The 25,601-nt window shown below is 35.7% G+C and carries 21 protein-coding genes and 1 tRNA gene; 11 read left to right on the top strand and 11 right to left on the bottom strand.

Annotated features, from left to right (window positions below; genetic code table 11):
* Positions 1–45 precede the first annotated feature (45 nt).
* From AB9K26_RS12105 to AB9K26_RS12115, 3 genes are all read left to right on the top strand, one after another.
* Positions 46–843 (top strand): universal stress protein, encoded by a 798-nt coding sequence (locus tag AB9K26_RS12105; protein ID WP_369972818.1) that lies wholly within the window; start codon positions 46–48, stop codon positions 841–843.
* Between the two features lie 5 nt (positions 844–848).
* Positions 849–922: transfer RNA gene (locus tag AB9K26_RS12110), tRNA-Ala, on the top strand.
* Positions 923–1,133: 211 nt separating this feature from the next.
* On the top strand, positions 1,134–2,444 hold the full coding sequence (locus tag AB9K26_RS12115) for a 7TM diverse intracellular signaling domain-containing protein (protein WP_369972819.1): 1,311 nt from the start codon (positions 1,134–1,136) through the stop codon (positions 2,442–2,444).
* Positions 2,445–2,508: 64 nt separating this feature from the next.
* Here the strand turns inward: AB9K26_RS12115 and AB9K26_RS12120 are convergent, their stop codons facing one another.
* Entirely contained in the window at positions 2,509–3,309 is an 801-nt protein-coding gene (locus AB9K26_RS12120) for a hypothetical protein (protein WP_369972820.1), read from the bottom strand.
* On the opposite strand from AB9K26_RS12120, the gene AB9K26_RS12125 reads away from it, so the two are divergent.
* Positions 3,271–4,419, top strand: a complete 1,149-nt coding sequence (locus AB9K26_RS12125; protein ID WP_369972821.1) for an ATP-binding protein — start codon at positions 3,271–3,273, stop codon at positions 4,417–4,419. The genes AB9K26_RS12120 and AB9K26_RS12125 overlap by 39 nt on opposite strands.
* On the opposite strand, the gene AB9K26_RS12130 is transcribed toward AB9K26_RS12125, so the two are convergent.
* From AB9K26_RS12130 to AB9K26_RS12150, 5 genes are all read right to left on the bottom strand, one after another.
* On the bottom strand, positions 4,416–5,258 hold the full coding sequence (locus AB9K26_RS12130) for an alpha/beta hydrolase family protein (protein WP_369972822.1): 843 nt from the start codon (positions 5,256–5,258) through the stop codon (positions 4,416–4,418). The genes AB9K26_RS12125 and AB9K26_RS12130 overlap by 4 nt on opposite strands.
* Entirely contained in the window at positions 5,248–8,016 is a 2,769-nt protein-coding gene (locus tag AB9K26_RS12135; RefSeq protein ID WP_369972823.1) for a PD-(D/E)XK nuclease family protein, read from the bottom strand. Before AB9K26_RS12135 ends, AB9K26_RS12130 begins: the two co-directional genes overlap by 11 nt.
* A gap of 68 nt (positions 8,017–8,084) precedes the next feature.
* Positions 8,085–9,446, bottom strand: coding sequence for an OmpA family protein (locus AB9K26_RS12140; protein WP_369972824.1), 1,362 nt, complete (start codon positions 9,444–9,446; stop codon positions 8,085–8,087).
* A gap of 134 nt (positions 9,447–9,580) precedes the next feature.
* Positions 9,581–10,774 (bottom strand): glycine C-acetyltransferase, encoded by a 1,194-nt coding sequence (kbl, locus tag AB9K26_RS12145; protein ID WP_369972825.1) that lies wholly within the window; start codon positions 10,772–10,774, stop codon positions 9,581–9,583.
* Between the two features lie 17 nt (positions 10,775–10,791).
* Positions 10,792–13,944 (bottom strand): UvrD-helicase domain-containing protein, encoded by a 3,153-nt coding sequence (locus AB9K26_RS12150; protein WP_369972826.1) that lies wholly within the window; start codon positions 13,942–13,944, stop codon positions 10,792–10,794.
* 111 nt (positions 13,945–14,055) lie between these two features.
* On the opposite strand from AB9K26_RS12150, the gene AB9K26_RS12155 reads away from it, so the two are divergent.
* Complete coding sequence (locus AB9K26_RS12155) at positions 14,056–14,664, top strand: superoxide dismutase (RefSeq protein WP_369972827.1); 609 nt, start codon at positions 14,056–14,058, stop codon at positions 14,662–14,664.
* Positions 14,665–15,203: 539 nt separating this feature from the next.
* Here AB9K26_RS12155 and AB9K26_RS12160 read toward each other — a convergent pair.
* From AB9K26_RS12160 to AB9K26_RS12175, 4 genes are all read right to left on the bottom strand, one after another.
* Positions 15,204–17,102 carry an amidophosphoribosyltransferase gene (locus AB9K26_RS12160; protein ID WP_369972828.1) on the bottom strand — a complete coding sequence of 633 codons (1,899 nt, stop codon included), beginning with the start codon at positions 17,100–17,102 and terminating at the stop codon, positions 15,204–15,206.
* A gap of 87 nt (positions 17,103–17,189) precedes the next feature.
* Positions 17,190–18,116, bottom strand: coding sequence for a PfkB family carbohydrate kinase (locus AB9K26_RS12165; RefSeq protein WP_369972829.1), 927 nt, complete (start codon positions 18,114–18,116; stop codon positions 17,190–17,192).
* A gap of 87 nt (positions 18,117–18,203) precedes the next feature.
* On the bottom strand, positions 18,204–18,845 hold the full coding sequence (locus AB9K26_RS12170) for a viroplasmin family protein (protein WP_369972830.1): 642 nt from the start codon (positions 18,843–18,845) through the stop codon (positions 18,204–18,206).
* A complete protein-coding gene (locus tag AB9K26_RS12175; RefSeq protein ID WP_369972831.1) occupies positions 18,838–19,404 on the bottom strand; it encodes a phosphoribosylglycinamide formyltransferase in 567 nt (188 codons plus the stop codon). Before AB9K26_RS12175 ends, AB9K26_RS12170 begins: the two co-directional genes overlap by 8 nt.
* A gap of 185 nt (positions 19,405–19,589) precedes the next feature.
* Between AB9K26_RS12175 and AB9K26_RS12180 the strand changes: the two genes are divergently transcribed.
* The 5 genes from AB9K26_RS12180 to pyk all read left to right on the top strand — a co-directional run bounded on the left by AB9K26_RS12180 (position 19,590) and on the right by pyk (position 23,885).
* A complete protein-coding gene (locus tag AB9K26_RS12180; RefSeq protein WP_008269813.1) occupies positions 19,590–19,823 on the top strand; it encodes an acyl carrier protein in 234 nt (77 codons plus the stop codon).
* Positions 19,824–19,838: 15 nt separating this feature from the next.
* A complete protein-coding gene (gene fabF / locus AB9K26_RS12185; protein ID WP_369972832.1) occupies positions 19,839–21,089 on the top strand; it encodes a beta-ketoacyl-ACP synthase II in 1,251 nt (416 codons plus the stop codon).
* A gap of 7 nt (positions 21,090–21,096) precedes the next feature.
* Complete coding sequence (gene rnc, locus AB9K26_RS12190; RefSeq protein ID WP_369972833.1) at positions 21,097–21,837, top strand: ribonuclease III; 741 nt, start codon at positions 21,097–21,099, stop codon at positions 21,835–21,837.
* Between the two features lie 123 nt (positions 21,838–21,960).
* Positions 21,961–22,443: an IPExxxVDY family protein gene (locus tag AB9K26_RS12195; RefSeq protein WP_369972834.1), complete on the top strand. Its 483-nt coding sequence runs from the start codon at positions 21,961–21,963 to the stop codon at positions 22,441–22,443.
* Positions 22,443–23,885, top strand: a complete 1,443-nt coding sequence (gene pyk, locus AB9K26_RS12200; protein ID WP_369972835.1) for a pyruvate kinase — start codon at positions 22,443–22,445, stop codon at positions 23,883–23,885. Before AB9K26_RS12195 ends, pyk begins: the two co-directional genes overlap by 1 nt.
* Before the next feature lie 99 nt (positions 23,886–23,984).
* Here pyk and dinB read toward each other — a convergent pair whose 3' ends face one another.
* On the bottom strand, positions 23,985–25,088 hold the full coding sequence (gene dinB, locus AB9K26_RS12205; protein ID WP_369972836.1) for a DNA polymerase IV: 1,104 nt from the start codon (positions 25,086–25,088) through the stop codon (positions 23,985–23,987).
* A gap of 31 nt (positions 25,089–25,119) precedes the next feature.
* Between dinB and AB9K26_RS12210 the strand changes: the two genes are divergently transcribed.
* The gene (locus AB9K26_RS12210) at positions 25,120–25,599 is read left to right on the top strand and encodes a CYTH domain-containing protein (RefSeq protein WP_369972837.1); all 480 of its coding nucleotides are present in this window, start codon (positions 25,120–25,122) and stop codon (positions 25,597–25,599) included.
* Positions 25,600–25,601 lie beyond the last annotated feature (2 nt).

Genomic DNA, 25,601 nt, shown 5'->3' on the forward strand with positions numbered 1-25,601 from the left:
TACCTTTGCAAACACTTTTACAAAATTAGTTTTAATAATTTGTTTATGAAGTCGATATTAGTTCCAGTTGGGTCATCAAAAAATGCGGTAAGCCATTTGCAATATGCTGTAGATTTTGCCAAGGCATTTGGAGCTAAGCTCTACGTGGTTCAGATTTACAATGTATATACAAAGTCTGGGACTTTGATAAAAGTTGACCATATTTTAGAACGTGAAAGCTTAGAATTTTTAAAAGGACATGTCAGTAAAGTTGATAGCAAGGGTGTTGATATTAGTATCAAAACCTTTAAAGGAAAGCTTATCGACACGATAGAATTGGCATGTAAAGCCTTGGATGTAGATTTGATTCTTTTGGAGCCAAGAACAAACTCCATTAAGGATGAGGTTTACTTAGGAAAGACATCTGGAAAGATTGTCAAACAGACCAATATTCCAGCATTAATTGTTCCTGAAGGTTATGTCTATAAGCCTATCGTTAAGATTCTAGTAGCCTTAAAATCTGCTATCATTCGAAGAGAAGATGCTCTAAATCCATTAAAGGCTATAAAGGAACAGTTTAAGTCTGTGGTTAATTTACTTTTGGTTAAGACCCCTTTTCATAATGAAGGGGATTTTGATTTGAATGACGACTTAAAAAGTTTAATTACGAACACGACCAAAAGTGAAAATGCGACAACCTATCAAGGTGTATTAGAACATTATAAAAATAACAGTCCTGACTTGCTAGTTGTGGTAAGGCGTAAACGTGGTTTTTTCTCAAAACTATGGGAAAGTAATACCATCTTAAAAAGGGACTTCCACAGTTCAAGTTTACCAGTATTGGTCTTGAGCGGATTGAAATAAATCTTGGGGCATTAGCTCAGTTGGCTAGAGTGCTACGCTGGCAGCGTAGAGGCCATCGGTTCGAATCCGATATGCTCCACATCACTCAGAAAACCTATGCAAAGCATGGGTTTTTTGTTTTAGCCTTAGTTTTAGCTTAAAACAGCTCTTTTTTGTAAAAAAGCAATTGTATTTCAACGAGTAAATAAGGATTACAGCACTAAAACCAAGTGTTTTGTCGAATAACAAGGTCTTGAATAAACTGGTTTCACCTTTTTTTTCGTAAGTTTCAACAAGTTAAATGCCCCAACATGAAACGACTACTACTAATCACCTACTTATTAGGCTTAGGCTTATTTGCCCAAAACAAAGCCTACAATCCCCTAACCAGTAACGGACAACTTTATGAATTTGCTCAGTATGCTAAAGCAGAGCAACAAGAATTTTCTGCTCAAGATATTATAGCAGACGCTTCCTTACGGTTTAAAAATCTTGAATCTGAAAACCACAGTGTCGGCTTTACCCAAGATCATTATTGGATCAAGTTTTCACTTGAGAATAGTTCTAAGGCAAAGGAAACCTATTATCTAGAAACAGGACGGCCAATTACCGATGTCGCAGATTTATATCAAGTTTCTGAAAGTGATATATCAGTTTTTAAAAGTGGAGATCAAATTCCGTTTTCTGAGCGCCAACTGGAACATAGGCTTACCGTTTTTAAAATTGAACTGAAGCCAAATACGACTTTAGACTATTACTTGCATTTAAAAAGTGATGGTGAAACTATAAATATCCCATTAATCCTATATGATGAAACATCGTTTTGGATTATGAATTATAAGCAACAACTGTTTTTAGGGTTGTTTTATGGCTTATTGCTATTAGCAGGTGTAATTTATTTGTTCTTTTATACAAGTCTTCGCGACAAAACCTTTTTGTATTATGGGTTTTATGTGTTTTCTATCGGATTTATGCAAGCCGCTTTAGACGGATTTATTTACCAGTATATTTTACCAGATGGTGGCTATTTGAATAGTAGAGCGGTATTAATTACAGCATTGTTATCCAATTTTTTCTTGCTGAAGTACTGTGAATATTTTTTAAATGTTAGTGCCCTTTTAAAGCCTTTTAAAAAAGTGTTCAAAGGGGTTTATCTTGTTTTAACCATCCTTTTAATTATGACTTTTATTAGTCAAGACACTTTGGCTTTGGTGTATTCAATCAGTAATGTCAACGGATTGATTAGTTTGTTGTTGATTTTGGTAACCGTCTTTACAATGAAGTACAAGCGCATATCCATTGACCCTTATTTTTCTTTCGGAATTTTCTTTTTGGTCGTTGGATTACTGGGTTTTGTAATGAACAATTTAAGCTTGGTTCCAAATAATTTTTACACTTTGAATAGTGCCAAATTTGGTTCTGGTTTTGAGGTTGTCTTTTTATCCTTGTCGATGACCAATCTACTTAGAAAGCTAAGACGTGATAAAGAAAAGTCGCAAGAAGAAGCCTTGAAAAAATCAGAAGAAATCAGCCAACTTAAGACTTATTTCATGTCTAACATCAGTCATGAATTGAGAACGTGTTCGTGTATGGCTAGTTGTATGATTTGTTTAGTAAGATAGCAAAAAAACGTAATAGGATTAGAGTGGAATTCGCCAGAATTCCGCGAGACCTCTTTACACACTATTAGCTATACACGTTGTTGGGCACAGTAATTTTTAATCCATATGCTTTTTCCAACAATGCAATATTATATCCATAACCATATCCGTCAACAAATTCAGTCGGAAGGTTTTCTGTCTTAAACTTTTCAGTCGCTTTAATGTAATCAGCTAATATTTTCTTCGGTTCCCGATTTAAATAATCAGAAAGATAGTTTTCCGCAATATCTGGTCTGTCAAAAGCTAAAAGATATTGAGTTGCGGTTATTGGACTAAAATCAAAACCGAAAAATTGACTTTCAATCATTTTTTTAGAGTTTTGAAATTTTTCAAAGAGTGGAATTAAGTTTAATTTTATCGATTCAGGAATTGTTTTAGTCGCGCTATCAAAGTCCGTTTTATCAATAAGGTTTAGTACTAATTTCCCTTTTGTTGGATTAACAATGTGTCCAATATCTCCACCAATTAGAGTTTCACTTTTTTTATTAATCAAAGGGTTTTTCTTTGAGTATTCTTTTAGTTCTTTTGAGTTAATGTAAAAGTCAGCTCTAAATTCGACATAGTTATCTGCAACATTGTATCTACTCGATGAGAATTTCACGAACAGAGAATAATTCCCAGTTTCATTATTTAGTTTTAATTTGTGTTGACTTGGATAATACATGAATCCTAATTCCGATAATTTTTTTGCAATTAAAGAACAGGCTCTTTCGTAAACTTCTTTAGGTTTTTCGGAAACTTCAGAAGCGGGTTTTCTTTCAGAAACTCTTTCTTTATTTCCGAAAATATGGTCTTTAAAATCTTCTATGTTTTTTATCCACTTCATTTGTTCTTATTGTGCCCAACACCAATTAATGCGATAATGGGAATTGCTGAATTAGAGCTAAAAAACCAGAAGAATTCGATCGATCAAGAAGATCACTTTAAAGTAATTAGAAATGCTTCCTTGAGTTTATTGAGTAATGTAAATGACATATTAGATTTCGAGAAGATCGAAAAAAATGAATTACAACTAAAAACAGAACGTTTCAATCCTTCTGATGCTATTTCAAAAATAGCCGAAAACTGGAAATCAGAAGCAGAAAACAAAGGCTTGATATTCTTTACCGAAGTGGATGAAGACTTGCCGATACTTACGCAAGGTGATCCAGAGCGCTTTATGCAGATTATTAATAATGTTTTGAGTAATGCCGTTAAGTTTACTGAAGAAGGTGAGATTAACCTTAAGGTAAAGAGTTCAAACCTACCAAATAGCATGTCGCGTTTATCTATACAAGTTTCTGATACTGGTGTTGGAATGGATGAGGAAGGGAAAAACAGTGTTTTTGATAGTTTTAATCAGATGCGACTCAACCATAATCGTAAATTTGGTGGTATTGGTTTGGGTCTTACTATTGTAAGACATTTAGTGGAGTTGTTTGAAGGCTCTATTGAAATAGAAAGTCAGTTAAATAATGGAACCACTGTTTATGTTGAAATACCGTTGCAATCCATTGCTGTTGAGAACAAACAAAAGTCTATCACAAACAAGTTTAATATAGCTCCAAAAGTTCTTGTAGTGGAAGACAACAAACTCAATCAAATGGTTATGAAAAAAATGCTATCCAGTCATCCCGAAGTTGATTTTTCCATAGCCAATCATGGAGAAGAGGCTGTAGAATTTCTTAAAAACGAATATTTTGATATGATTCTTATGGATCTTCAAATGCCTGTTATGGATGGATATGAAGCGACTAAACTGATACGAAGTGGCCATTTAGGTAATTCTGTATGTGATATACCGATTATTGCCGTTACCGCTGACGCTACTGAAGCAACGAGACAAAAAGTATTGGCTTTGGGCATGAATGATTACATTACAAAGCCTGTACAAAGGGATTTACTGTTTGATAAAATGAAAGGATGCCAAAACCTTGTCAAGCTTAAAATCGCTTAATTTTTGATAAATTTTATACTGTTTTCAACCACTTGATTTAAATCATTAGGAAGATTTGTTGCATTCCATGGATGCGAGGCTCCAAAGACATGGTTGGAACCCTTTATTTCTAAAAGTTTAGCTTTTGGGCACCAGGAGCTGAGGTTTAAAGCGGCCTCGAAAGTGACAGAAGGATCCTCAGTTGCATGTACAATTAAGAAGGGAATATTAAGTTTTAGACAAGCTCTTTTGATGTTGAGTCGTTCTGTATTATGAAGGAAATCTTCATAAAATTGGTAATGATGAGGCATTTCTTGTTTCGTTCTTCCGTTTATCACATATTTAACACCATCATTTTCCCATTGCTGAATACTTTCAGCCGATCCAAATCGAGAACCAAAATCGCTCACACTTGCCCAAGTGATCAGTCGTTTGATTCTTGAATCTTCAGAAGCTTTTATAATCGAAATTCCGCCACCTCTTGAATGTCCAATTAGTGTAATATTTTCAGTGTCGATTTCATTTTTGAATGGAAAACCCTTAGAAACGATAAAGTCAATCATATCATTCAAATCATCCAATTCCTTTGTGTAGTTGTTTTCCGCAAAGGCATTTAAGTCGGGAAAATCAATAGGATTTTCCATGGTTCCGCCATTATGTGAAAAGTTGAATTTCACAAAGAACAAGCCCTGTTTACGAAACGCTTCAGCTACCAAATCCCAACTTCCCCAATCCTTAAACCCTTTATAACCATGACAAAATATAACAACAGGCTTTTTCATTTGGTCTTCTTTAAAAAAGGCATCCCAAAGCATTGGTTTTGTATTGTGTCTATTGAGAACGTAGTTTTTATGATTCATATTTTTGTTCTTTTTCAACAAATGGAAGGTTCGGATTGTATATTTCTAGGATAAGATTCTTTAATTCAGCTTCAAAAGATTTAAGAGTGTCTTCGGTAATTTTATAAACTTTAGTGTTTTGTTTTGTAGCAAACTTAATGATGCCTGCATTTAAATTTTTAAAGGAAAAGATTCCTGCTTCAACAGGCAAATTCACCTTACCTTCCTTATACATCATATATGTGTACATGAGCAACTGAAAGCTTTTGCTGTATTTTTCATAATCTGTGTTTAGCTCTTCCCAATTGCTAACCTGTACATGTTTTTGTTCTACTTTACCTGTTTTGTAGTCAATGATTCGAGTGACGCCATCAAAACGATCCATTCGGTCAACTTTTCCTTTCAGAAGAACAGGAACATCAATTCCATCAAAAGAAACAGAAACTGCATTATTGGTTTCTATGGCCAAAATTTCAATTTGATGTCCTTTCTGTAAGGCCAAAAGCTCAAATTTCAAAAATTGTGAGATGTAGTGTTTCGCAATTTCAAAAATGATAAGGTTTTTACCTTTGGTGATATCACCTTCTTTATATTCAGCTTCAAAATGCTGAAGTACAATTTTTTCAGCCTTAGACAACATAAGCTTTATGGCTTCAACACTCAACTTTAACCCTTCCATTGGTTTGTAGAGGTCTTCCAAAGAGTTATGTATTATTGTACCTAATGTATTATAGGCTACATTCTCTTCAACTTCTTCATATGCTCTTATACCCAAAATCTTTTCATTATAAAAAGCAATCGGATTTCGAATGTAGTTAGTTAATGATGATGGCGACAACCCCTTACCAGCTAACTGATAGAGTTTAGTCATTATGTCTTTTGTTTTAATAACTTCCAGTAGGTTGTTATCCTGATGAGCAATCTTAGGTGACAGTAAATAATGGTCTATATTATGTGTGCTATCAATGTCTAATTGTGTAATAAAGCGACTTTTTTCTCCTCCATTTAACACATCTGGCTCAGTATTATATATAAGATGAATAGTTTTAGCGCGTTGCAGCAACCTGTAGAAATGATATGTGTAAACCGCATCCTTCTCTTTATAGGTAGGCATTTTGTTTTCAATTTTTACATCGAATGGAATAAACGAACTGTTTTGTTTTCCCGAGGGAAGTATGCCTTCGTTAACAGAGGAGATGATAATGGTTTCAAAATCAAGAACACGCGACTCTAACATTCCCATTATTTGAAGCCCTTTTAGAGGCTCGCCTTTAAAGTCTAAGGTTTCACTTTTTATAAGCTCCCTGTATAATCCATGAAGCGTCGTGATGCTATTGATGTAACCAAAACGTTCTGTTAATTTAGACAGTTCATTAAAAATAACATTAAAGCGGTACAGATATTCTAAAGCTAACTTATGCTGATGTTTATCATTATCGAATGAAGCCTTGATTAAAAAGATGAGTTTTGAACATTGCTCAAGTGCATAACCAGGTTTATTTTCCCATGATTCAAAGAGTAGTGTGACAATATCAGCTTTATTTCCTGCGATGGTTTTTAGTCTTTCTAGTGAAGCGTAAAGAATGTTGTTTTGTCGGATTGTATTAATAATGTGATCTGAAACATTATTATTTCCTTCATTGAAAAGAGGTTTGACAAATTGATTTGACAAAATTGAAACAATGTCTTTATGGTAAAGACTTTTGCTATTAGGCTTAGCTTTGTGAAGCTTGAATAAACTCTCAAAAAAAGAGGCCATTGGAATTTTACTCAAGGGCAATCCCATAGTAATATTTACCGCACCTATTGATTTTGGTAATGAATTTAACAACGGAAGCAGTAATGATTCATCACCAAGAATTACTGCTGTATTTTCAAGTGTAGGATTCTTTTCTTGAAGCTCTAATAATAACTCGCCTATATATTTAACTTGACCAATATTTTTTGAAGCACCGACGCATTTTATATCCTTTACTTGCGAATAGTGATTTGTGAGCCAGTTAAAAGGAGCGTTGTTAAAATATTTCCAGTTACTTCTATGCGATCTTACAAACAAACCAGCATCATGTATAGGGTCTCCAACAAATTTTTGGTCGATATCCCAATAAATACTTGCCATATTTTGCTGCAGTAATTCTTGTACAATAATTTCCTCTGCATTGTTTAAGGCATTAAATCCAACAAACACGAGTTGTTCTTCAGATTTAAGACTAATATACTGCTCAATGTTTTCAAGCGCCTCCCTATAAACTAAACCTTGATATCCTTTTTTGTTTTTGATCAAAACCTTTTGAAGCTCTGCATAGTAAGATTTCAAACGATCCCAAAAAGAAAGATAGCGTTTGATGTAATCGGTTTGGTTGTCTTCTAAAGACCAGTGATGATGTTCGATTTTCTTTATAGCATTTAAATAATCGAATACATGGTTTGAATCTACTAGATAGCGATCCATTTCGTTAAAATCCTGAATTAAGATTTGTGCCCATTTAGAAAAGGTATCGAATGGTTCTACAAGATCTTTTGGTGTGTTTTTTTCATAAACTTCATAGAAGAAGAACAGTAACTCTGTAGAAGTAGCATAGTTTAAATCTGAAAGCGACTCAATAAACTCTTCAATCGATAAGATTTTAGGCGCAAATATAGATTTCTTAAGCTGCTGGGAAAGAAAATACCTTAAAAACACTCCAGCTCTTTTACTAGGTAAAATGAAGCTTAGTTTAGAAAAGTCAAGGTCTTTTTTTTTAAGATCTGCTATAACATCATTCAAGAAAGTCGTCATAGCATAAAAATAAAAAACGCTCCGAATTTCGGAGCGTTTTTCAAAATTTATTGTGAGTTAAAACTTAATTATTTTTTAAGTTTTACTTCTACACGTCTGTTGTTTTTTCTACCAGCTCTAGTTTTGTTAGTATCGATAGGATACTCTTCACCGTAACCTACAGCAGATAATCTATCAGCGTTGATTCCATTTGCGATTAAGTAATCTCTAACAGAATTAGCTCTTCTCTCAGATAAAATCTGGTTAGAAGTCTTAGCTCCAACACTATCAGTGTGACCTTCGATAGAGAAGTTAGCTCTTGGGTATTCTTTAAAGATAGCAACCATTGCTTCTAATACAGGAGCAGTTTCATCTTTAATAGAAGCTTTACCAGTGTTGAATAAGATAGTTCTAGCATAGCTGTTCAACTCTTCCATTACTTCAGCAGTAGGAAGCACTTCTGGACAACCATTATTTGCTACAGTACCAGCTTCGTTAGGACACTTGTCATCTTTATCAAGAACACCGTCACCATCAGAATCTGGCCATGGGCAACCTTTGTTAGCTTCTGGACCAGCCTCGTTTGGACAATCATCAGCGTTATCAGCAACACCATCACCATCAGCATCAGGACATCCGTTTAATGCAGCTAAACCAGCAACAGTAGGACAGTCGTCATTCTTGTCAACAACACCATCACCATCAGAATCTGGACAACCATTGAACTCAGAAGTACCAGCTTCGTTAGGACACTCATCTTTAGCATCTTCGATACCATCATTATCAGAATCTGGACAACCATTAAAGGCTTCTAAACCAGGAACGTCTGGACAAGCATCGTTTTTGTCGTATACACCATCACCATCTGTGTCTTTTCCACCAAATTTAATAGAAAGACCAACAGAATGCTGGAAGTGATCTTCAAGATAATCTTCAAAAGCAGTTTTGTATGTGGTTTGAGCAGTAAAACCAATGTTTTCAGAAAACCAGAAGTTAATACCTAGTGCTCCGTTAAGAGTACCAGCTCCGATTTCATCAACCCAAGTGTAACCACCACCAACACCTAAAAACGGATCAATGCTTTTTGATTTCAATAAATTCATAAAGCTGTAAGAAACAGTTCCGTCTAAAGCATAGTATGATAAATCATCAACTTCGCTATCACCAAATTTTTCGATTTCGTTGAAAGACCCTGTTGCACTTAATATAAAACCAGCATCAAGATATCTAGAAACAGATACCGTAGATAAAGATGGAACTACATTCCAGTGATCGTTTAAGTTAAAAAACTCGTCAAGGAACTCACCTCTAGGAGCATCTTCTCCAACAGGATAAAGGTCAACAGCATTTACACCAATACTAATTTTCCAAGGGTTGTTTTCATCTTGTGCATTAGCATTGAAGCTTAAAGCAAGCAACAAAACGAAAAATAATCTGCTAAGATTTTTCATATTCAAATAATTTTAATTTTAAGTGTTATAAGTGTTAATTCTAAGCAAAAGTAAGTTGTTAAATTTTATTAACAAAGACAAATATATAAAAATATTGGTTAGTAGTATTAGAAATTAGGGTGTTTGGACTTATTTTAAATAATATTTAGACGTTTCCCAACGTTTACGAAGGCTTCAATAGCTTTGTCTAAATGTGCTTTGGTATGAGCCGCAGAAAGTTGCACTCTAATTCTCGCCTTATCTCTTGGCACTACTGGGAAAAAGAACCCAATAACATAGATGCCTTCATCTAATAGCATTTTGGCCATAATCTGTGAAAGCTTGGCATCATATAACATGACTGGAACAATGGCCGAATCGCCATCAATAATATCAAATCCAGCATCCATCAGTCCTTTTTTGAAGTACTTGGTATTCTCTTGTAATCGGTCTCTTAAGGAGGTGTCTTCAGATAGCATTTCAAACACCTTTATCGAAGCTCCTACAATAGCTGGAGCCAATGAGTTGGAAAACAAGTATGGTCGAGAACGCTGCCTTAGCATCTCAATAATCTCTTTCTTTCCAGTGGTGTATCCACCCATAGCGCCACCTAAGGCCTTTCCTAAGGTTCCTGTGATGATATCAATTCTGCCCATAACACCTTTCTCTTCTAAGGTGCCACGTCCAGTTTCACCAATAAATCCAGCGGCATGACATTCGTCAATCATAACCATTGCATCATATTTATCAGCCAGATCACAAATTTGATCCAATGGAGCAACCAAGCCATCCATTGAAAACACACCGTCTGTGACAATAATTTTAAAGCGAGCACCATTTTCATTGGCAGCTATTAGTTGCTCTTCCAGATCCTTCATGTCGTTGTTTTTATAACGATATCTAGCAGCTTTACAAAGCCTCACACCATCAATAATTGAAGCATGATTAAGAGAGTCTGATATAATTGCGTCTTCTTTTCCTAGTAATGGCTCAAACACACCACCATTGGCATCAAAGGCTGCAGCATATAAAATGGTGTCTTCTGTTCCGTAGAATTCAGCAACCTTAGCCTCTAAATCTTTATGGATGTCTTGCGTCCCGCAAATAAACCTCACAGAGGACATTCCGAAACCATGGGTGTCCATCGTGTCTTTAGCGGCTTTAATAACGTCTGGGTGAGAGGACAATCCTAAATAGTTATTGGCGCAAAAATTCAACACCTTTTGTCCAGTATTCAATATGATCTCTGCACCTTGAGCAGAGGTAATTATACGCTCTTCCTTGAAAAGGCCATCCTCTTTAATCTGTTGTAATTCACTTTGTAAATATTGTTGGATATTTCCGTACATAATTGTCTTTTTTAAGTTTAAATTTCTTTAATTGTTAAGTCTTCGTTTATATAAACTAGTATTTTTTTTGATACTGTAAATCCCATGTCTTCTAAAACGTCTTGATAGCTAAACAACTGTTCTTTATGGGAAGCGTTAAGCAAACCGGTTTTGTAATCTATTATGGTTACTTCACTTTGCGCATTGATGGCCAAACGATCAGGCCTTAAAATATTACCATTTTCAGTTATGATGTCGCGTTCATTATAAATGTGATAGTCTGAAGTAAAATAAGGGCTTAAGAGTTTGTGGTTTACAATATTCAAAGCAGTTTCCTTCAAATGCTTACTCTGTGCCGAACTGATCTTACCGTTAGCTTCAAATTCTTGAAAAACATAATCAACATCTTCAAGGGTTTTTATATAAGACATAATATCGTGAATTAAATTCCCTTTTTCTATTGCTTTTTCTTGATGCGTATCCCATATATAGCCTGAGTTTGTTAGTATGTTCAGGTTTAAATTTTCTTTAGCTGTTGAGATGAATTTTTTCTGAACTTTGGTTTGGTGCAATACAGAATTCTTTTCTGAAGTTCTTTGCGGATTTCCAAACGCATAGGTTGTTTCTCCTTCATTCCATTTACCCGCTGATTTTAAGTAATTGATGAAAAGACCAGAATAGAATTTTAGTTTTTCATTATTATTACTGTCTGTATCGTATTCTGAAACAATATATAATTGCTCAATAGCCCTTGTTAAAACAACATACAGCAAATTAATACTATCTAATTCAAGCATTGCTTGGTAGTCGTTATAGAGTTCATAACCTGTTTCATTGTAACTTTCCATATCTTTATTCAGATTGAGATACAAATTTGAAAATCCGTTGAAATTCTCAGGGTCAACAGGAAACCATACTTTCGGAGAGATGTCAAAATAGATGTACTGATTTGCGTAAGGAAAAATCACAACCGGAAACTCAAGTCCTTTAGATTTGTGGATGGTCATAATTTGTACAGCGTTTTCCCCTGAAGGCGAAACAATGCTCAAACTATCCTTTCGACGTTCCCAATACTCTAGGAAACTTGAAATACTTGCTTGGCTTTTTTGGGAATAGTCTTGAACTTCATCCAAAAAGAATTGAAGGTAAGCATTGGAAGCGTGATTTAGATGAAATCCTCTAATGATACTTTCTACTCCTTCATAAATAGGCAATTGTAGAAAAGCATCTATATCAAAATCAAAACCAAAGTCTTTCAAGGCATTCAGCATCTTATATCCTGAAAGCACAATCAAACTATCGTAGAAATGATGTGCATCACTTGAATTTAAAAATGAGGTATTCAGATAACTCAGGATTTTAATTTTGACCTCGTCGTTATTAGGTTGTAAGACCAGCGTCAAAATGTGTATGATAAAGTTTATTTCCGCAGCGTTTTTCAACATCAAGGTTTCCGAAGAGATGATCGGAATGTCATGTTCTTTTAAAAATTCAGCTATGGCAATCCCTTCTTTTTTTCGTCTCACGATAATGCAAATATCCTTTAACGAAAACCCATTAGACATAGCTTTTTCAATATTTGAAAGTACCGCTTCGAAATGCAATTGATCTTTAGTGTCTTTATCAACAGTTAAGAAAGATAATTCTACAAAGCCTTCTTTTTTAGAAGTGGCTGTTTGTTTAGCTTTTTTATAGATATGATGGTGCTGCTCATTGGAAAATGCAAAGTCGGAAATATGGTCAAAGAAGGCGTTATTGAACTCGACAATAGTTTGGTGGCTTCGGAAATTATTCGGTAAATTCTTAACGGTTTGGTCAACAGAAAAGGGATGTCTTGTTTTTGAATACAGATTTATAAATTGTTCTGCATAGCCACCTCTCCATCTGTAAATAGCTTGCTTGGCATCACCAACCAACATAGCAGAACCTGTTTCGCCTCTCAGATTTTCTCCTGAAATAGCATTGTCAATTAACGGAATAAGATTTTCCCATTGCAGAATTGAAGTGTCTTGAAATTCATCAATAAAATAATGCTTAAATTTTCCACCAATACGCTCATAAATAAAAGGAGCAGGCTGATTGATGATTTCGTCGTTGATGATTGAATTGAATTCAGATATTAAGAGTAAATCTTCCTCTTGCTTAAGTTCTTCCAGACTGTTTTTGATAACGCCTAAAACAGATAATGGCGTTATGTTATTAATGGCATTTTTGAGAAATTTCGAATAGTAAACGAGTCTCTTTATCTCTTGAAAATAGATTTCAATTTGAGGCAACAAGCCTTCAATAATAATGGCTTTTTCAGGTTCTAAGCTTTTATTGTAGATAGAGGTTCTGTTGGCTATATTTTCTTCTAATTTATTGTCGTATAAACGGTTAAAATCTAAGTCAGATGCTTTTTTAAAATGGTTGGGAAGTGTTTTTCTTGAGAAATCTTCAAAAGTCAATCCATTTGTCACGATAAGCTTGAGTACTTCATTCGCCAAGGATGTAATTTGCGCTTCAGATTGCTTGTTCTGTTCAATTAAATTTGATTTTAACTTCGAAAAGTCTTTAAGCGACTTGCCCTTTAATTCATTAATATAATACAAGTCATTTTCACTAACCAACAGATCTGAAATATTATAAAAGTCATAACTAATATCCCAGCTTTTATCTTCATTGGTTTTCTCAATAGCAAAATCGACTAACACCTTTGTTAACTCATCATCGGCTCCCGCTTGATCAATAAGTTTATCAACAGCTTTTGCCAAGATACTTTTAGTATCGATCTCCACTTCAAACGAAACAGAAATATTGAGGTCATGGGCAAAGATCCGTATAAGTTTGTGATTAAATTTATCAATGGTTGAAATATCAAAGGCCGCATAATTGTGCACCATCATGTGCAAAAGCAGTTTGGATTTTTTGTGAAGAGCTTCCGGTGAAACACCAATGTCTTGAACAAGACTATCAAACATTGCATTAGATGTATTCAAAACGGAGGGATCAGCAAACGCCTTTAGCGTTTCAATAATTCTCGACTTCATTTCTCCCACGGCCTTATTGGTAAAGGTAAGGGCTAAGATATTTCTGAATGCCAATAGGTTTTTTGACTTTAAAATTATTTTCAAATAGTCCTGAACAAGCGTATAAGTCTTTCCGCTTCCAGCAGAGGCATTGTATATTGTGAATGAAGATTGATTTTGCACGCTTAAAATTATAAAAACTATCAATGAGTACATAGCTTTTTAATATTTTTAATTGCGCGGTTTTATCAGTAATTTTGATATTATTAAGTATAACACAAAAAACAAAATATTATGGCTTTTGAATTACCGAAATTAAAATATGATTACGATGCGTTAGAACCACATATTGATGCAAAGACGATGGAAATCCATCATTCAAAACATCACAATGGGTACACTACAAAATTAAATGCTGCTATTGACGGAACGGATTTAGACGGAAAGTCAATTGAATCCATTTTGACCAATTTGGATATGAACAATATGGCTGTTCGAAATAATGGAGGAGGTTTTTACAACCATTCATTATTTTGGGAAGTTATGAACCCTGAAGACAGAGGTTATCTGTCTGGAGACCTCAAAGATGCTATTGAAGCTAAATTTGGTTCAAAAGAAGCGTTTGTTGAAGCCTTTAGTAAAGCAGCGGCTACACAGTTTGGTTCAGGTTGGGCTTGGTTGTGTGTTCATAAAGGAGGAAACGTAGAAGTTTGCTCAACTCCTAACCAAGACAATCCAATGATGCCAGGTGTTGGTTGTGGTGGAACACCAATCTTGGGATTGGATGTTTGGGAACACGCTTATTACTTGAATTACCAAAATAGAAGACCGGATTATATTGAGGCCTTTTTTAAGGTCATCAATTGGAATGAAGTTGAAAGACGTTACGCAGAAGCGAAGTAATCCCTTCTTTTCTTTATTAAGAGATATAGAGATCCAGGTTTTTACCTGGATTTTTTTTGCCCAAGCATCAACGGGAAAATTCTGGAAGTTATTTAAAATGAAAAAGCATGAACAGACGTTCATGCTTTTTGCCCCAAATCTACCATAAACTTAACCTACTTATGTTATGGTGAAACAAATATAACGGCACTTTTTTCTAATAGCTTAATTTTTTAGACCAACGACATATATATTGGCTTAAACGAATTATTTGAATCGAACAGTGGGATTTTTAAGCTATGAAGAAATACTTAAAGTGAAAATAAAAATAGATTGAGAGTTAATGAGTTATATAATTATTAACCTATGTTAATAAAAAAGAGAGAACAGAAGTTCTCTCTTTTTTGCCCCAAATCTACCATGAACTTAACCTACTTATGTTATGGTGAAACTAATGTAGATGTATTTTGTTTAAAACAGGATAAATATTAGACGAAATGCATCTTTATCGGATGAACAACACTTTTTTTCGGATAAAATGATAAAAACAAGTCATTCGTCTAGTAAGCTCTTTCCTTGTTTCCCTCATAAAAATTAATGAAAGCTCTGTTAACCACACGGTTACCACCAACGGTTGGATAGTTTCCTGTAAAATACCAATCGCCAAGGTTTTTTGGACAAGCTTCATGTAAACTGTCTATAGACTGGAAAATGGTTTTTACAGTCGCGTTAACAGTATCGTCTGAAATAAGTTCTGCTATTTTTTCAGAAATCTCTTCTGCTGTAAATTCAGAGTATAGATCTTTCACGAAGTTTCGCACTTGCGAATCTTCAAGATCAACCTGAGCTTTACATTTATGATAAACCTCTTCAACCAAATGATATTTGTTGTGTTCCTTCAGAAGCTCTAACATAGCTCTAAATGCTATAAGGCTCTCTAGGTTTGCCATATCAATTCCGTAGCAATCAGGATAACGTATCTGAGGCGCAGAGGAAACAACGATTATTTGCTTCGGATTTAGACGATCCATCATCTTGATAATACTTTTCTTCAGTGTCGTTCCCCTTACGATACTGTCATCAATAATGACCAAATTATCGGTTGGCTTGATCACGCCATAAGTAACATCATAAACGTGGGCAACCAAATCGTCACGACTGCTATCCTCTGTAATGAAGGTTCTCAACTTAACATCCTTAATGGCTATTTTTTCAATTCGAGGGCGTTCAGAAAGAATATCAGTAACATTTTCTGCAGAAAGTTTTCCGTTACCATCTAGAATGGCTTTTGTCTTTCTTTTGTTAAGGTATTCCTCAACGGTTTCGATCATACCAAAAAATGAGGTTTCCGCAGTATTTGGAATAAAAGAGAATACGGTGTTCTTGGTATCATACTCAATAGCCTTAAGAACTTTCGGCATTAACAACCTACCTAATCTTTTACGCTCCTGATAAATTTCAGCGTCACTCCCTCTTGAAAAATAGATACGTTCAAAAGAGCAGGCTTTTCGCTCTAAAGGTTTTATGATTTGTTTAATGGAAACTTCTCCAGATTTTTTGGTAATAATAGCGTGTCCAGGATCTAATTCCTTTACAGATTCAAACGGCACATTGAAAACTGTTTGAATCACAGGTCGTTCAGAAGCGACTACAACGACCTCATCGTCTTCATAATAATAGGCTGGTCGAATTCCCGCAGGATCTCTCAATACAAAGGAGTCACCATGACCTAAAAGTCCGGCCATAGCATAACCACCATCCCAATTTTTGGAAGCCTTTTTTAATATTTTGGCTATGTTTAAACGTTCTGCTATTAGCGGTGAACACTCACTTTTGCTATAACCTTCTTTTTTAAGGTGCTTATATATTTTGTTAACAGCATCATCAAGAAAATGACCAATTTTTTCCATGATGGTAATGGTGTCAGCTTTTTCTTTGGGATGCTGACCAAGCTTAATAAGTCCATCAAACAACTGGTTCACATTAGTCATGTTGAAATTACCTGCAACAATTAAGTTTCTGTGCATCCAGTTATTTTGCCTAAGGAAAGGATGTACACTTTCAACACTGTTTTTCCCAAAGGTTCCATAGCGAACATGGCCTAAAAACAACTCACCTATATAAGGAATGTTCTTTTTTTGAAGCGCAACATCATTTTGATATTCGGGATGCGCCTTAAATTCATTATTAATGCGCTCATTTATTTGTCCAAAAATATCTTGAATAGGTTGTTGTTCAATTGAACGTACGCGGCTAATGTAACGCTCTCCAGGTTTGGTGTCTAATTTTATACTAGCAAACCCAGCACCATCTTGACCACGGTTGTGTTGCTTTTCCATCATGAGGTACATTTTATTTACACCATAAAATGCACTTCCGTATTTTTCTTTGTAAAACGACAAAGGCTTTTTAAGTCGAAGAAGCGCTATTCCACATTCATGTTTTAAAGCATCACTCATGATTGTTTTTGAAATTTAAAGTCTATCAAAATTAAAAATTTTGATTGGGATTTATTAAAAAACGCGCTCAAATTTGAGCGCGTTGGTTTATGATAATTCAATATTAAAACTCGTTAGCTGTTTGAACTCTTTCAGCCTATACTCGACTTCATCCTTTGTTAGATTTTGCATGCGTTCTGTTCCAAACTTTTCAACACAAAACGAGGCTAAAGTTGAACCATAGATTACGGCATTTTTCATGTTTTCGAAAGAATAGTCTTCGGTTTTGGCTAAGTATCCTGCAAAGCCTCCAGCAAAAGTATCTCCTGCTCCAGTTGGATCAAAAACTTCTTCCAGAGGTAAAGCTGGTGCATAGAATACATTGTCATCATGGAACAATAATGCGCCATGCTCTCCTTTTTTAATCACTACATACTGAGGCCCCATTGCATGAATCTTTCTGGCGGCAACTACAAGCGAATACTCTCCGGTAAGTTGTCTGGCTTCTTCATCGTTGATTGTAATAACATCGACACGTTTGATAACATCGTGCAATTCATCAAGGGCACAATCCATCCAGAAATTCATGGTATCTAAAATCACCATTTTTGGTGATTCGGACATTTGATTCAAAACACTTGTTTGCACGATAGGATGTAGGTTTCCGAGCATAACAACTTCAGCGTCTTTATAAGCTTCAGGAACTTTTGGATCGAAATCAGCTAATACATTCAACTCGGTTGCTAAAGTATCTCTTGAATTCATATCGTTGTGGTATTTTCCACTCCAGAAAAATGTTTTCCCTTCCTTTATGATCTCTACACCGTCGATATTGATATTTTTATCGGTCAATAAATCAAGGTATTCTTGTGGAAAATCTCCACCAACAACAGAAACCGCTGCAGTATCAATATTAAATTGTGAAGCAGCCAAGCCTATAAAAGTTGCTGCGCCTCCTAAAATTTTATCTGTTTTCCCAAAAGGCGTTTCAATAGCGTCAAAAGCTACAGTTCCTACTATAACAAGTTTGCCCATATGTGTTTTAAAGTTAGATTTTCCTGCTTATATGGCAAGGATAATAAAGGTGCAAATATACAGCTTTTTTAGTCTTAAAAAACCCAATTATTTTCTGCCAAAATCAGCAGGAATTTCGCCCCAAGCTTTGGTTTCCCATTTAACTATATTGGTATTGTATTGATTATGGTTTAACCAGATTAGCGCTCGATCTATAAGATTAAATAATTCTTTGTTTTTGTCAGTGCGTTCCAATTTGGTGTTACAAGCTTTTTTCTTAACCCAACTCATGGCCGTTTTGGAATCGGTATAAATAATACGATCACTATTGTTTTTCTTTAGAAATGCAAGTCCGTGAACAATAGCTAAAAACTCTCCAATATTATTGGTCCCTTCTTCAAATGGTCCTTGAATAAACAATTGTTTTTTGGTTTTGGTATCTACGCCTCGATACTCCATTTTGCCTGGATTGCCTGACGAAGCCGCATCTACTGCAATAGAGTTGAGGTTAGGCCGTCCAATTTTTTTGAGTTGGGCTTCAGAAAGTGTACTGATAAATTTTTTCTGTTTGCCGATGTAATCTTTGTAGTTTCCTTTATGTGCTTTTTTTGCGGCCTCAAAGGTGTCAAATGATTTATATTGTGCACCTTGAAAATCTTTGATTTGTGCTTTGCAATCTTCCCAAGATTCAAAAACACCTGTGTGATGTCCCTTCCAAACCGTATAATATTTCTTCTTTTTTTTAGCCATTCAAGAGTTGTTCTACTACTAATGGAAAATGCGTCATTTCCAATTCGTGTATTTTATTGGCAACGTCTTCAGCGGAATCAGATGGGAGCACTTCACATTTAGTTTGAAAAATGATGGCACCTTCATCATAGTTTTCATTCACATAGTGTATGGTGATTCCGCTTTCCGATTCTTTATTTTTTACAATGGCCTTGTGTACGTGCATGCCATACATGCCTTTTCCTCCATATTTTGGAAGTAGCGCAGGATGGATATTGATGACCTTATTAGGAAAAGCATTTAAAATATGCTCTGGAAATTTCCATAGGAAACCAGCCAAAACTATCAAATCGGGTTGGGAAGCCTTTAGAATATTTAAGACATCATTGGTTTTAAAAAAAGCTATTTTATTGAATGACAATGCGCTAACTTCTAGATTTTTAGCGCGTTCTAAAACTTTGGCACGAGGATTGTTAGTCAAGACCTGAATGACAGAACCGAGTTCTCTGTTGTGAAAAAACTTAATTAAATTTTCAGCATTTGTTCCACTTCCGGACGCAAAAATTACAATACGTTTCATTTACAGACAAGCAGTTAAAGTTATTCAGAACAAAAAAAAGAATAATAATTAACAATTAGTACGCAAAAGGGAAATTCTTCAGGGTTATTTTTCGTAAATTACAAGCACATTTTTATAGTAATGGTGTGTTTTAAAATAAAGTTTTTTATTTTTGCGACCTAATTAAAACTTAAAATTAAAAAATTATGTCAGACATTGCATCAAGAGTAAAAGCGATTATCGTAGACAAATTAGGTGTTGATGAAAACGAAGTTGTTACAGAAGCTAGCTTCACTAACGATTTAGGAGCAGATTCATTGGACACTGTTGAGTTAATCATGGAATTTGAAAAGGAATTCGATATCCAAATTCCAGATGACCAAGCTGAAAACATTGCTACAGTTGGTCAAGCGATCTCTTATATAGAAGAAGCAAAATAATTACATTACCCATTTATGGAATTAAGGCGAGTTGTTGTAACCGGTTTAGGCGCACTCACACCTATTGGCAATACCAAAGATCAATATTGGGAAGGCCTAATTAGTGGAAAGAGTGGTGCTGCTCCAATTACCTACTTTGATACTGAAAAGTTCAAAACTAAATTCGCATGCGAACTCAAGAATTTTAACCCTACCGATTTTCTAGACAGAAAGGAAGCGCGTAAAATGGATAGGTTTACGCAGTATGCCATGGTGGCTTCAGATGAAGCCATTGCAGATGCTAAGCTGGATCTTGATACCGTAAATAAATTACGCGTAGGTGTTATTTGGGGCGCAGGAATTGGAGGATTGGAAACCTTTCAAGACGAAGTATTGAATTTTGCCGCTGGAGACGGAACACCAAGATTCAATCCGTTCTTTATTCCTAAAATGATTGCAGATATTGCGCCAGGAAACATATCCATTAAGAATGGATTTATGGGTCCTAATTACACAACGGTTTCTGCTTGTGCATCTTCTGCTAACGCAATGATCGATGCCTTAAACTATATACGTTTGGGTCATTGTGATGTTATCGTTACAGGAGGAAGTGAAGCAGCCGTAACCATTGCTGGTATGGGTGGTTTTAATGCCATGCATGCCTTATCAACTAGAAATGAGAGTCCAGAAACAGCCTCCAGACCATTTGATGCCACTAGAGATGGCTTTGTATTGGGAGAAGGCGCAGGAGCTATTATTCTAGAAGATTACGAACATGCTAAAGCAAGAGGAGCTAAGATTTATGCTGAGATCATTGGAGGCGGTTTGTCTTCTGATGCACATCATATGACTGCACCTCATCCAGATGGTATTGGAGTAATGGCAGTAATGAGAAATTGTTTGGAAGACGCAGGAATTCAACCTGAAGAAGTTGATCATATCAACACACATGGAACATCTACACCTCTTGGAGATGTAGCAGAATTGAAAGCGATTTCTGAAGTGTTTGGAGACCATGCAAAACAAATCAATATCAATTCAACAAAGTCTATGACAGGTCATTTGTTGGGAGCAGCTGGTGCCATTGAATCTATAGCTTCGATTTTAGCTTTAGAACATGGTGTTGTTCCTCCGACTATTAACCATGAAGTTGTTGATGAAAATATCGATCCGAGCCTCAATTTAACATTAAACAAAGCGCAAAAACGTGACATGACAATTGCCATGAGTAATACTTTTGGTTTTGGAGGTCACAATGCCTGTGTATTATTTAAAAAAATAGACTAAATATCGAATGAGCATCATTCGTAACATATTAAATTCCCGTTCTCCCAATGACGGGAATTTTTTTTTACAATTGTCAAAAATTGTAGGATATAAACCCAAAAACAAGAACCTGTATATAAAGGCTTTCACCCATCGTTCTTTAAACTTAAAAGACAAAGATGGCAATGCAATCAATTACGAACGTTTGGAATTTGTAGGCGATGCCATGTTGAGTGCTGTTATCGCATCATATCTATTCGAGAAAGTTCCTCATGGTGATGAGGGTTATCTTACTAAAATGCGTTCAAAAGTTGTAAGCCGAGAACACCTAAACGAATTAGGCAAGGAACTTGATCTCATAGATCTTGTCGAGAGTAAAATTCCAAAGGCAAATTTTGGTAATAACATTCACGGAAATCTTTTTGAAGCTCTTGTTGGTGCTATTTTTTTAGACAAAGGCTATAAACAATGTGAAAAATTCATCTACAAGCGCGTAATCAATCCGCATGTTGATATTGAAACATTGGAAGGCAAGGTCATTAGCTATAAAAGTTTGCTTATTGAATGGTGTCAAAAAGAAAAGAAGTCTTTTGATTATAATGTATATGAAGACACCGGAAATGACGATTTAAAACATTTTTCGGTAAAGCTATCTATTGATGATAAAGTGGTTTCCAAGGCTAGAGCAACTTCTAAGAAAAAAGCTGAGGAAAAAGCTTCAAGACGTGCCTTTTTTGCATTTCAAAAAGAGATTTCAAAAGCTTTTTAAATCAAACCAAAAGGAATCGATCGCACTATAACGTTTTCGCTTGATATTGCTGTTAAGATTAATAAAAATGTCATCTTAAACTTATCATAAAATTCTATCTTTACATTTGTTAGTAGCGATATTATGGCTTTACACAAGTTATTGGTTGACGATTTTTACGATTCATACTATGTGCTTTTAGCAATACATTGTAGGCTTGAAGATTACAGGCTGGCTTACCTATTAAACAAACACTTAGATATCCGTTTGATGCGAAAACCCCAAGATTTGGATTATAAATATTTTGCAGCATCCTTTTCCATATATGAATGGGACAATGAAGACATGGATACTAAATGGAACTTGGTATCAAATGTATGTAAGAAGGATGAGGCAGCTCTTCAAAGCTCAGGCTCGTTATTTTCTAACCAAAACATCATTACAAAAACCTATAACTTATTACCTGAATTCAAGAATGTAGATTACTTCATTAAAGTGACTAACGACAATCAAAAGTTTAATGAGAAGCTTACGGTGAGTAGAATTCAATCCATTCCTCAGGTGATTACTACCTATAGCGTAGATATTGACCAAATAAAATCAAAAGATCATTTAATTTTTAATTAATGTTACGAAAAAAGAAAACCAAAATCGTTGCCACTTTAGGGCCTGCAACAAGTTCTAAAGAGGTATTGAAAGGCATGCTGGAAGAAGGTGCTAACGTGTTTAGAATAAACTTTTCTCATGCCGACTATGATGCTGTTAAAGAACGTGTTGAAATCATCCGCTCTTTAAATGAGGAATTTGGTTATAACGCGGCTATTTTAGCCGACTTGCAAGGACCAAAACTTAGGGTCGGAGTTATGAAGGAAGAAGTGGTTGTTAACGAAGGTGATGAAATTATTTTTGCTACTGGAAAACGTTTCGAAGGCACAAAACAACGCGTGTATATGACCTACGAACGTTTCCCTCAAGATGCCAAACCTGGAGAACGTATTCTTTTAGATGATGGGAAACTCATATTTGAAGTCGTATCAACCGACAATAAATCGGAAGTTAAAGCTAGAGTGATACAAGGTGGTCCGCTAAAATCTAAAAAAGGGGTCAACCTTCCCAACACAAATATCTCTCAACCTGCCTTAACCAAAAAAGACATTGAAGACGCGATATTTGCTTGTAGCCTTAAAGTCGATTGGATTGCATTGTCCTTTGTGCGACATGCAGAAGATTTGATAGAGTTGGAAGAGCTCATCAAAGAACATAGCGACCATAAAATTCCTATCATCGCAAAAATCGAAAAACCAGAAGCGGTCGAGAATATCGATAAAATTGTCGCCTATTGTGACGGATTGATGGTGGCTCGTGGCGATTTAGGTGTGGAGATTCCAGCAGAGGAAGTACCACTGATTCAAAAACAATTGGTACTTCGTGCCAAGCGTGCTAGAATCCCAGTAATCATTGCTACGCAAATGATGGAAACCATGATTACAAGCCTTACACCAACTCGAGCTGAGGTTAACGACGTGGCCAACTCCGTTATGGATGGCGCAGATGCTGTGATGCTATCAGGAGAAACCTCAGTAGGTAATTATCCGGTTCAGGTTATCAAGCAAATGGCTGGCATCATTAGAAGTGTTGAGGATTCCAATTTAATCAAGGTGCCACAATCACCTCCACATATTCGCACCAAGCGATATATTACAAAATCTATTTGTTATCACGCTGCTAATATGGCCAACGAAATCAACGCTAAAGCCATTTCAACATTAACCAATAGTGGCTACACAGCGTTTCAAATTTCTGCTTGGCGACCTAAGGCCTATATCTTGGTCTTTACATCCAATAAACGTATTCTAACACAACTTAGCTTGCTTTGGGGTGTGGAATCGTTTTACTATGACAAATTTGTGACTACAGATGAAACCATTGAAGACGTTAACGCTATTGCTTGTAAAAAGGGCTACTTGGAAGTTGGCGATATGCTTATCAGTTTAGCAGCCATGCCAATTCAAGAGAAAGGAATGGTGAATACCTTACGTGTTACCGAAATTACAAGTTGTAGTTTTTAGTTGGGCGTTTGCTACAAAGCCGTACTTTGTAGCACTGCGCTTTCAGCAGTCGCTCTCGTAGAGGAGCTCCAACAGAGCTTCAATCGCTAACGCAAAACCTTAGAAATCAAATTTCAGTTGTACACTAACCGAAGTTTTTTCGGGTTCTTTTTTGGGTGTTTTTTGTGTGTTGAGATTTGATAAGGAAATTCCGAGCAGCCTCACCGAATTCTGAAGTTTTTCTTGATATAATAACTCTTTTGCGTTCTCAAGAAGGATGCTTTTGTCACTAATAAAATAAGGCAAAGTCTTACTCCGCGTTTGAAGCGTAAAGTCGCTGTATTTGATTTTCAAGGTGATGGTTTTTCCAGCCACGTTGCTTTTAGAGAGTCTTTTTGAAACCTCCTCTGCAATGTGATCTAGTTTTTCCAACATAAAGACTTCCGAAGACAGGTTTTCACTAAAGGTACGTTCGGCAGCTAAAGACTTTCGAATGCGATTTGGCTTTACTTGACTATTGTGTATACCTCTAACCACATGATAATAATAGGCGCCAGATTTTCCGAAGTTAGTTTCTAAGTAGCCTAATGATTTTGATTTCAAATCCTTACCAGTAAAAATACCTTTTTGGTACATCTTTTCGGCAGTGACTTTTCCAACGCCATAAAACTTTCTAATATCCAAGTTTTCCAAAAAGGAAATCACCTCTTCAGGGTTTACTGTTTTTTGTCCGTTAGGCTTGTTATAATCACTGGCCACTTTTGCAATAAATTTATTGATGGATATGCCTGCTGAAGCTGTCAGTCCAACTTCATTAAAGATGCGCTCTCTAATTTCCTTGGCAATTAAAGTGGCACTCGGATTCCCTTTTTTGTTTTCAGTGACATCCAAATAGGCTTCATCAAGCGATAAGGGCTCGACCAAGTCGGTATAATCGTAAAAGATCCTCCTGATTTTTTGTGAGAGTTCTTTGTAGCGTTCGAAATCGGTTCTAACAAAAATGAGATCTGGACAGAGCTTTGCTGCTAAACGACCAGACATAGCGCTTTTCACACCAAATTTTCTCGCTTCATAACTCGCCGCACTAATAACACCACGATTACCTCCACCACCAACAGCGATAGGTTTCCCCTTGAGTTCAGGGTTGTCCATTTGGGCAACAGACGCATAAAAGGCATCCATATCCACATGAATTATTTTTCGTATTGGTAAATCGCTTGGCATAATGTAAATTTAGACATTAAAAGTGTTCTGCATGATTGAAATTGAACGTAAATTTTTAGTGCTTTCAAATAGCTTTAAGTCTTCATCCTATAAAGAGGCGAGAATTATTCAAGGGTTTTTAAACACCCATCCGGAGAGAACCGTAAGAGTTCGCTTAAGAGGAGAACAAGGCGTCTTAACGGTCAAGGGAAAGTCCAGTGATGATGGATTGAAACGTTTTGAATGGGAAAAAGAGATTTCTAAACCTGATGCAGAATCACTTTTGCAACTTTGTGAAAAAGGTGTTATCGATAAGATAAGATATTATATTAGAGTAGGAGACCATATTTTTGAAGTCGATGAGTTTTTGAGTGATAATCAAGGTTTAATCGTTGCTGAAATTGAATTGCAAGATGAAACAGAAGACTTCATAAAACCCGAATGGCTTGGAAGGGAAGTCACAGGAGAGGTTAAATACTACAATGCAGAATTAAGTAAAAATCCATACTCAACATGGACAAAAAAATCATAAAA

Source organism: Psychroserpens sp. XS_ASV72, from assembly GCF_041224425.1.
In the GTDB taxonomy this organism is placed as follows: domain Bacteria; phylum Bacteroidota; class Bacteroidia; order Flavobacteriales; family Flavobacteriaceae; genus Psychroserpens.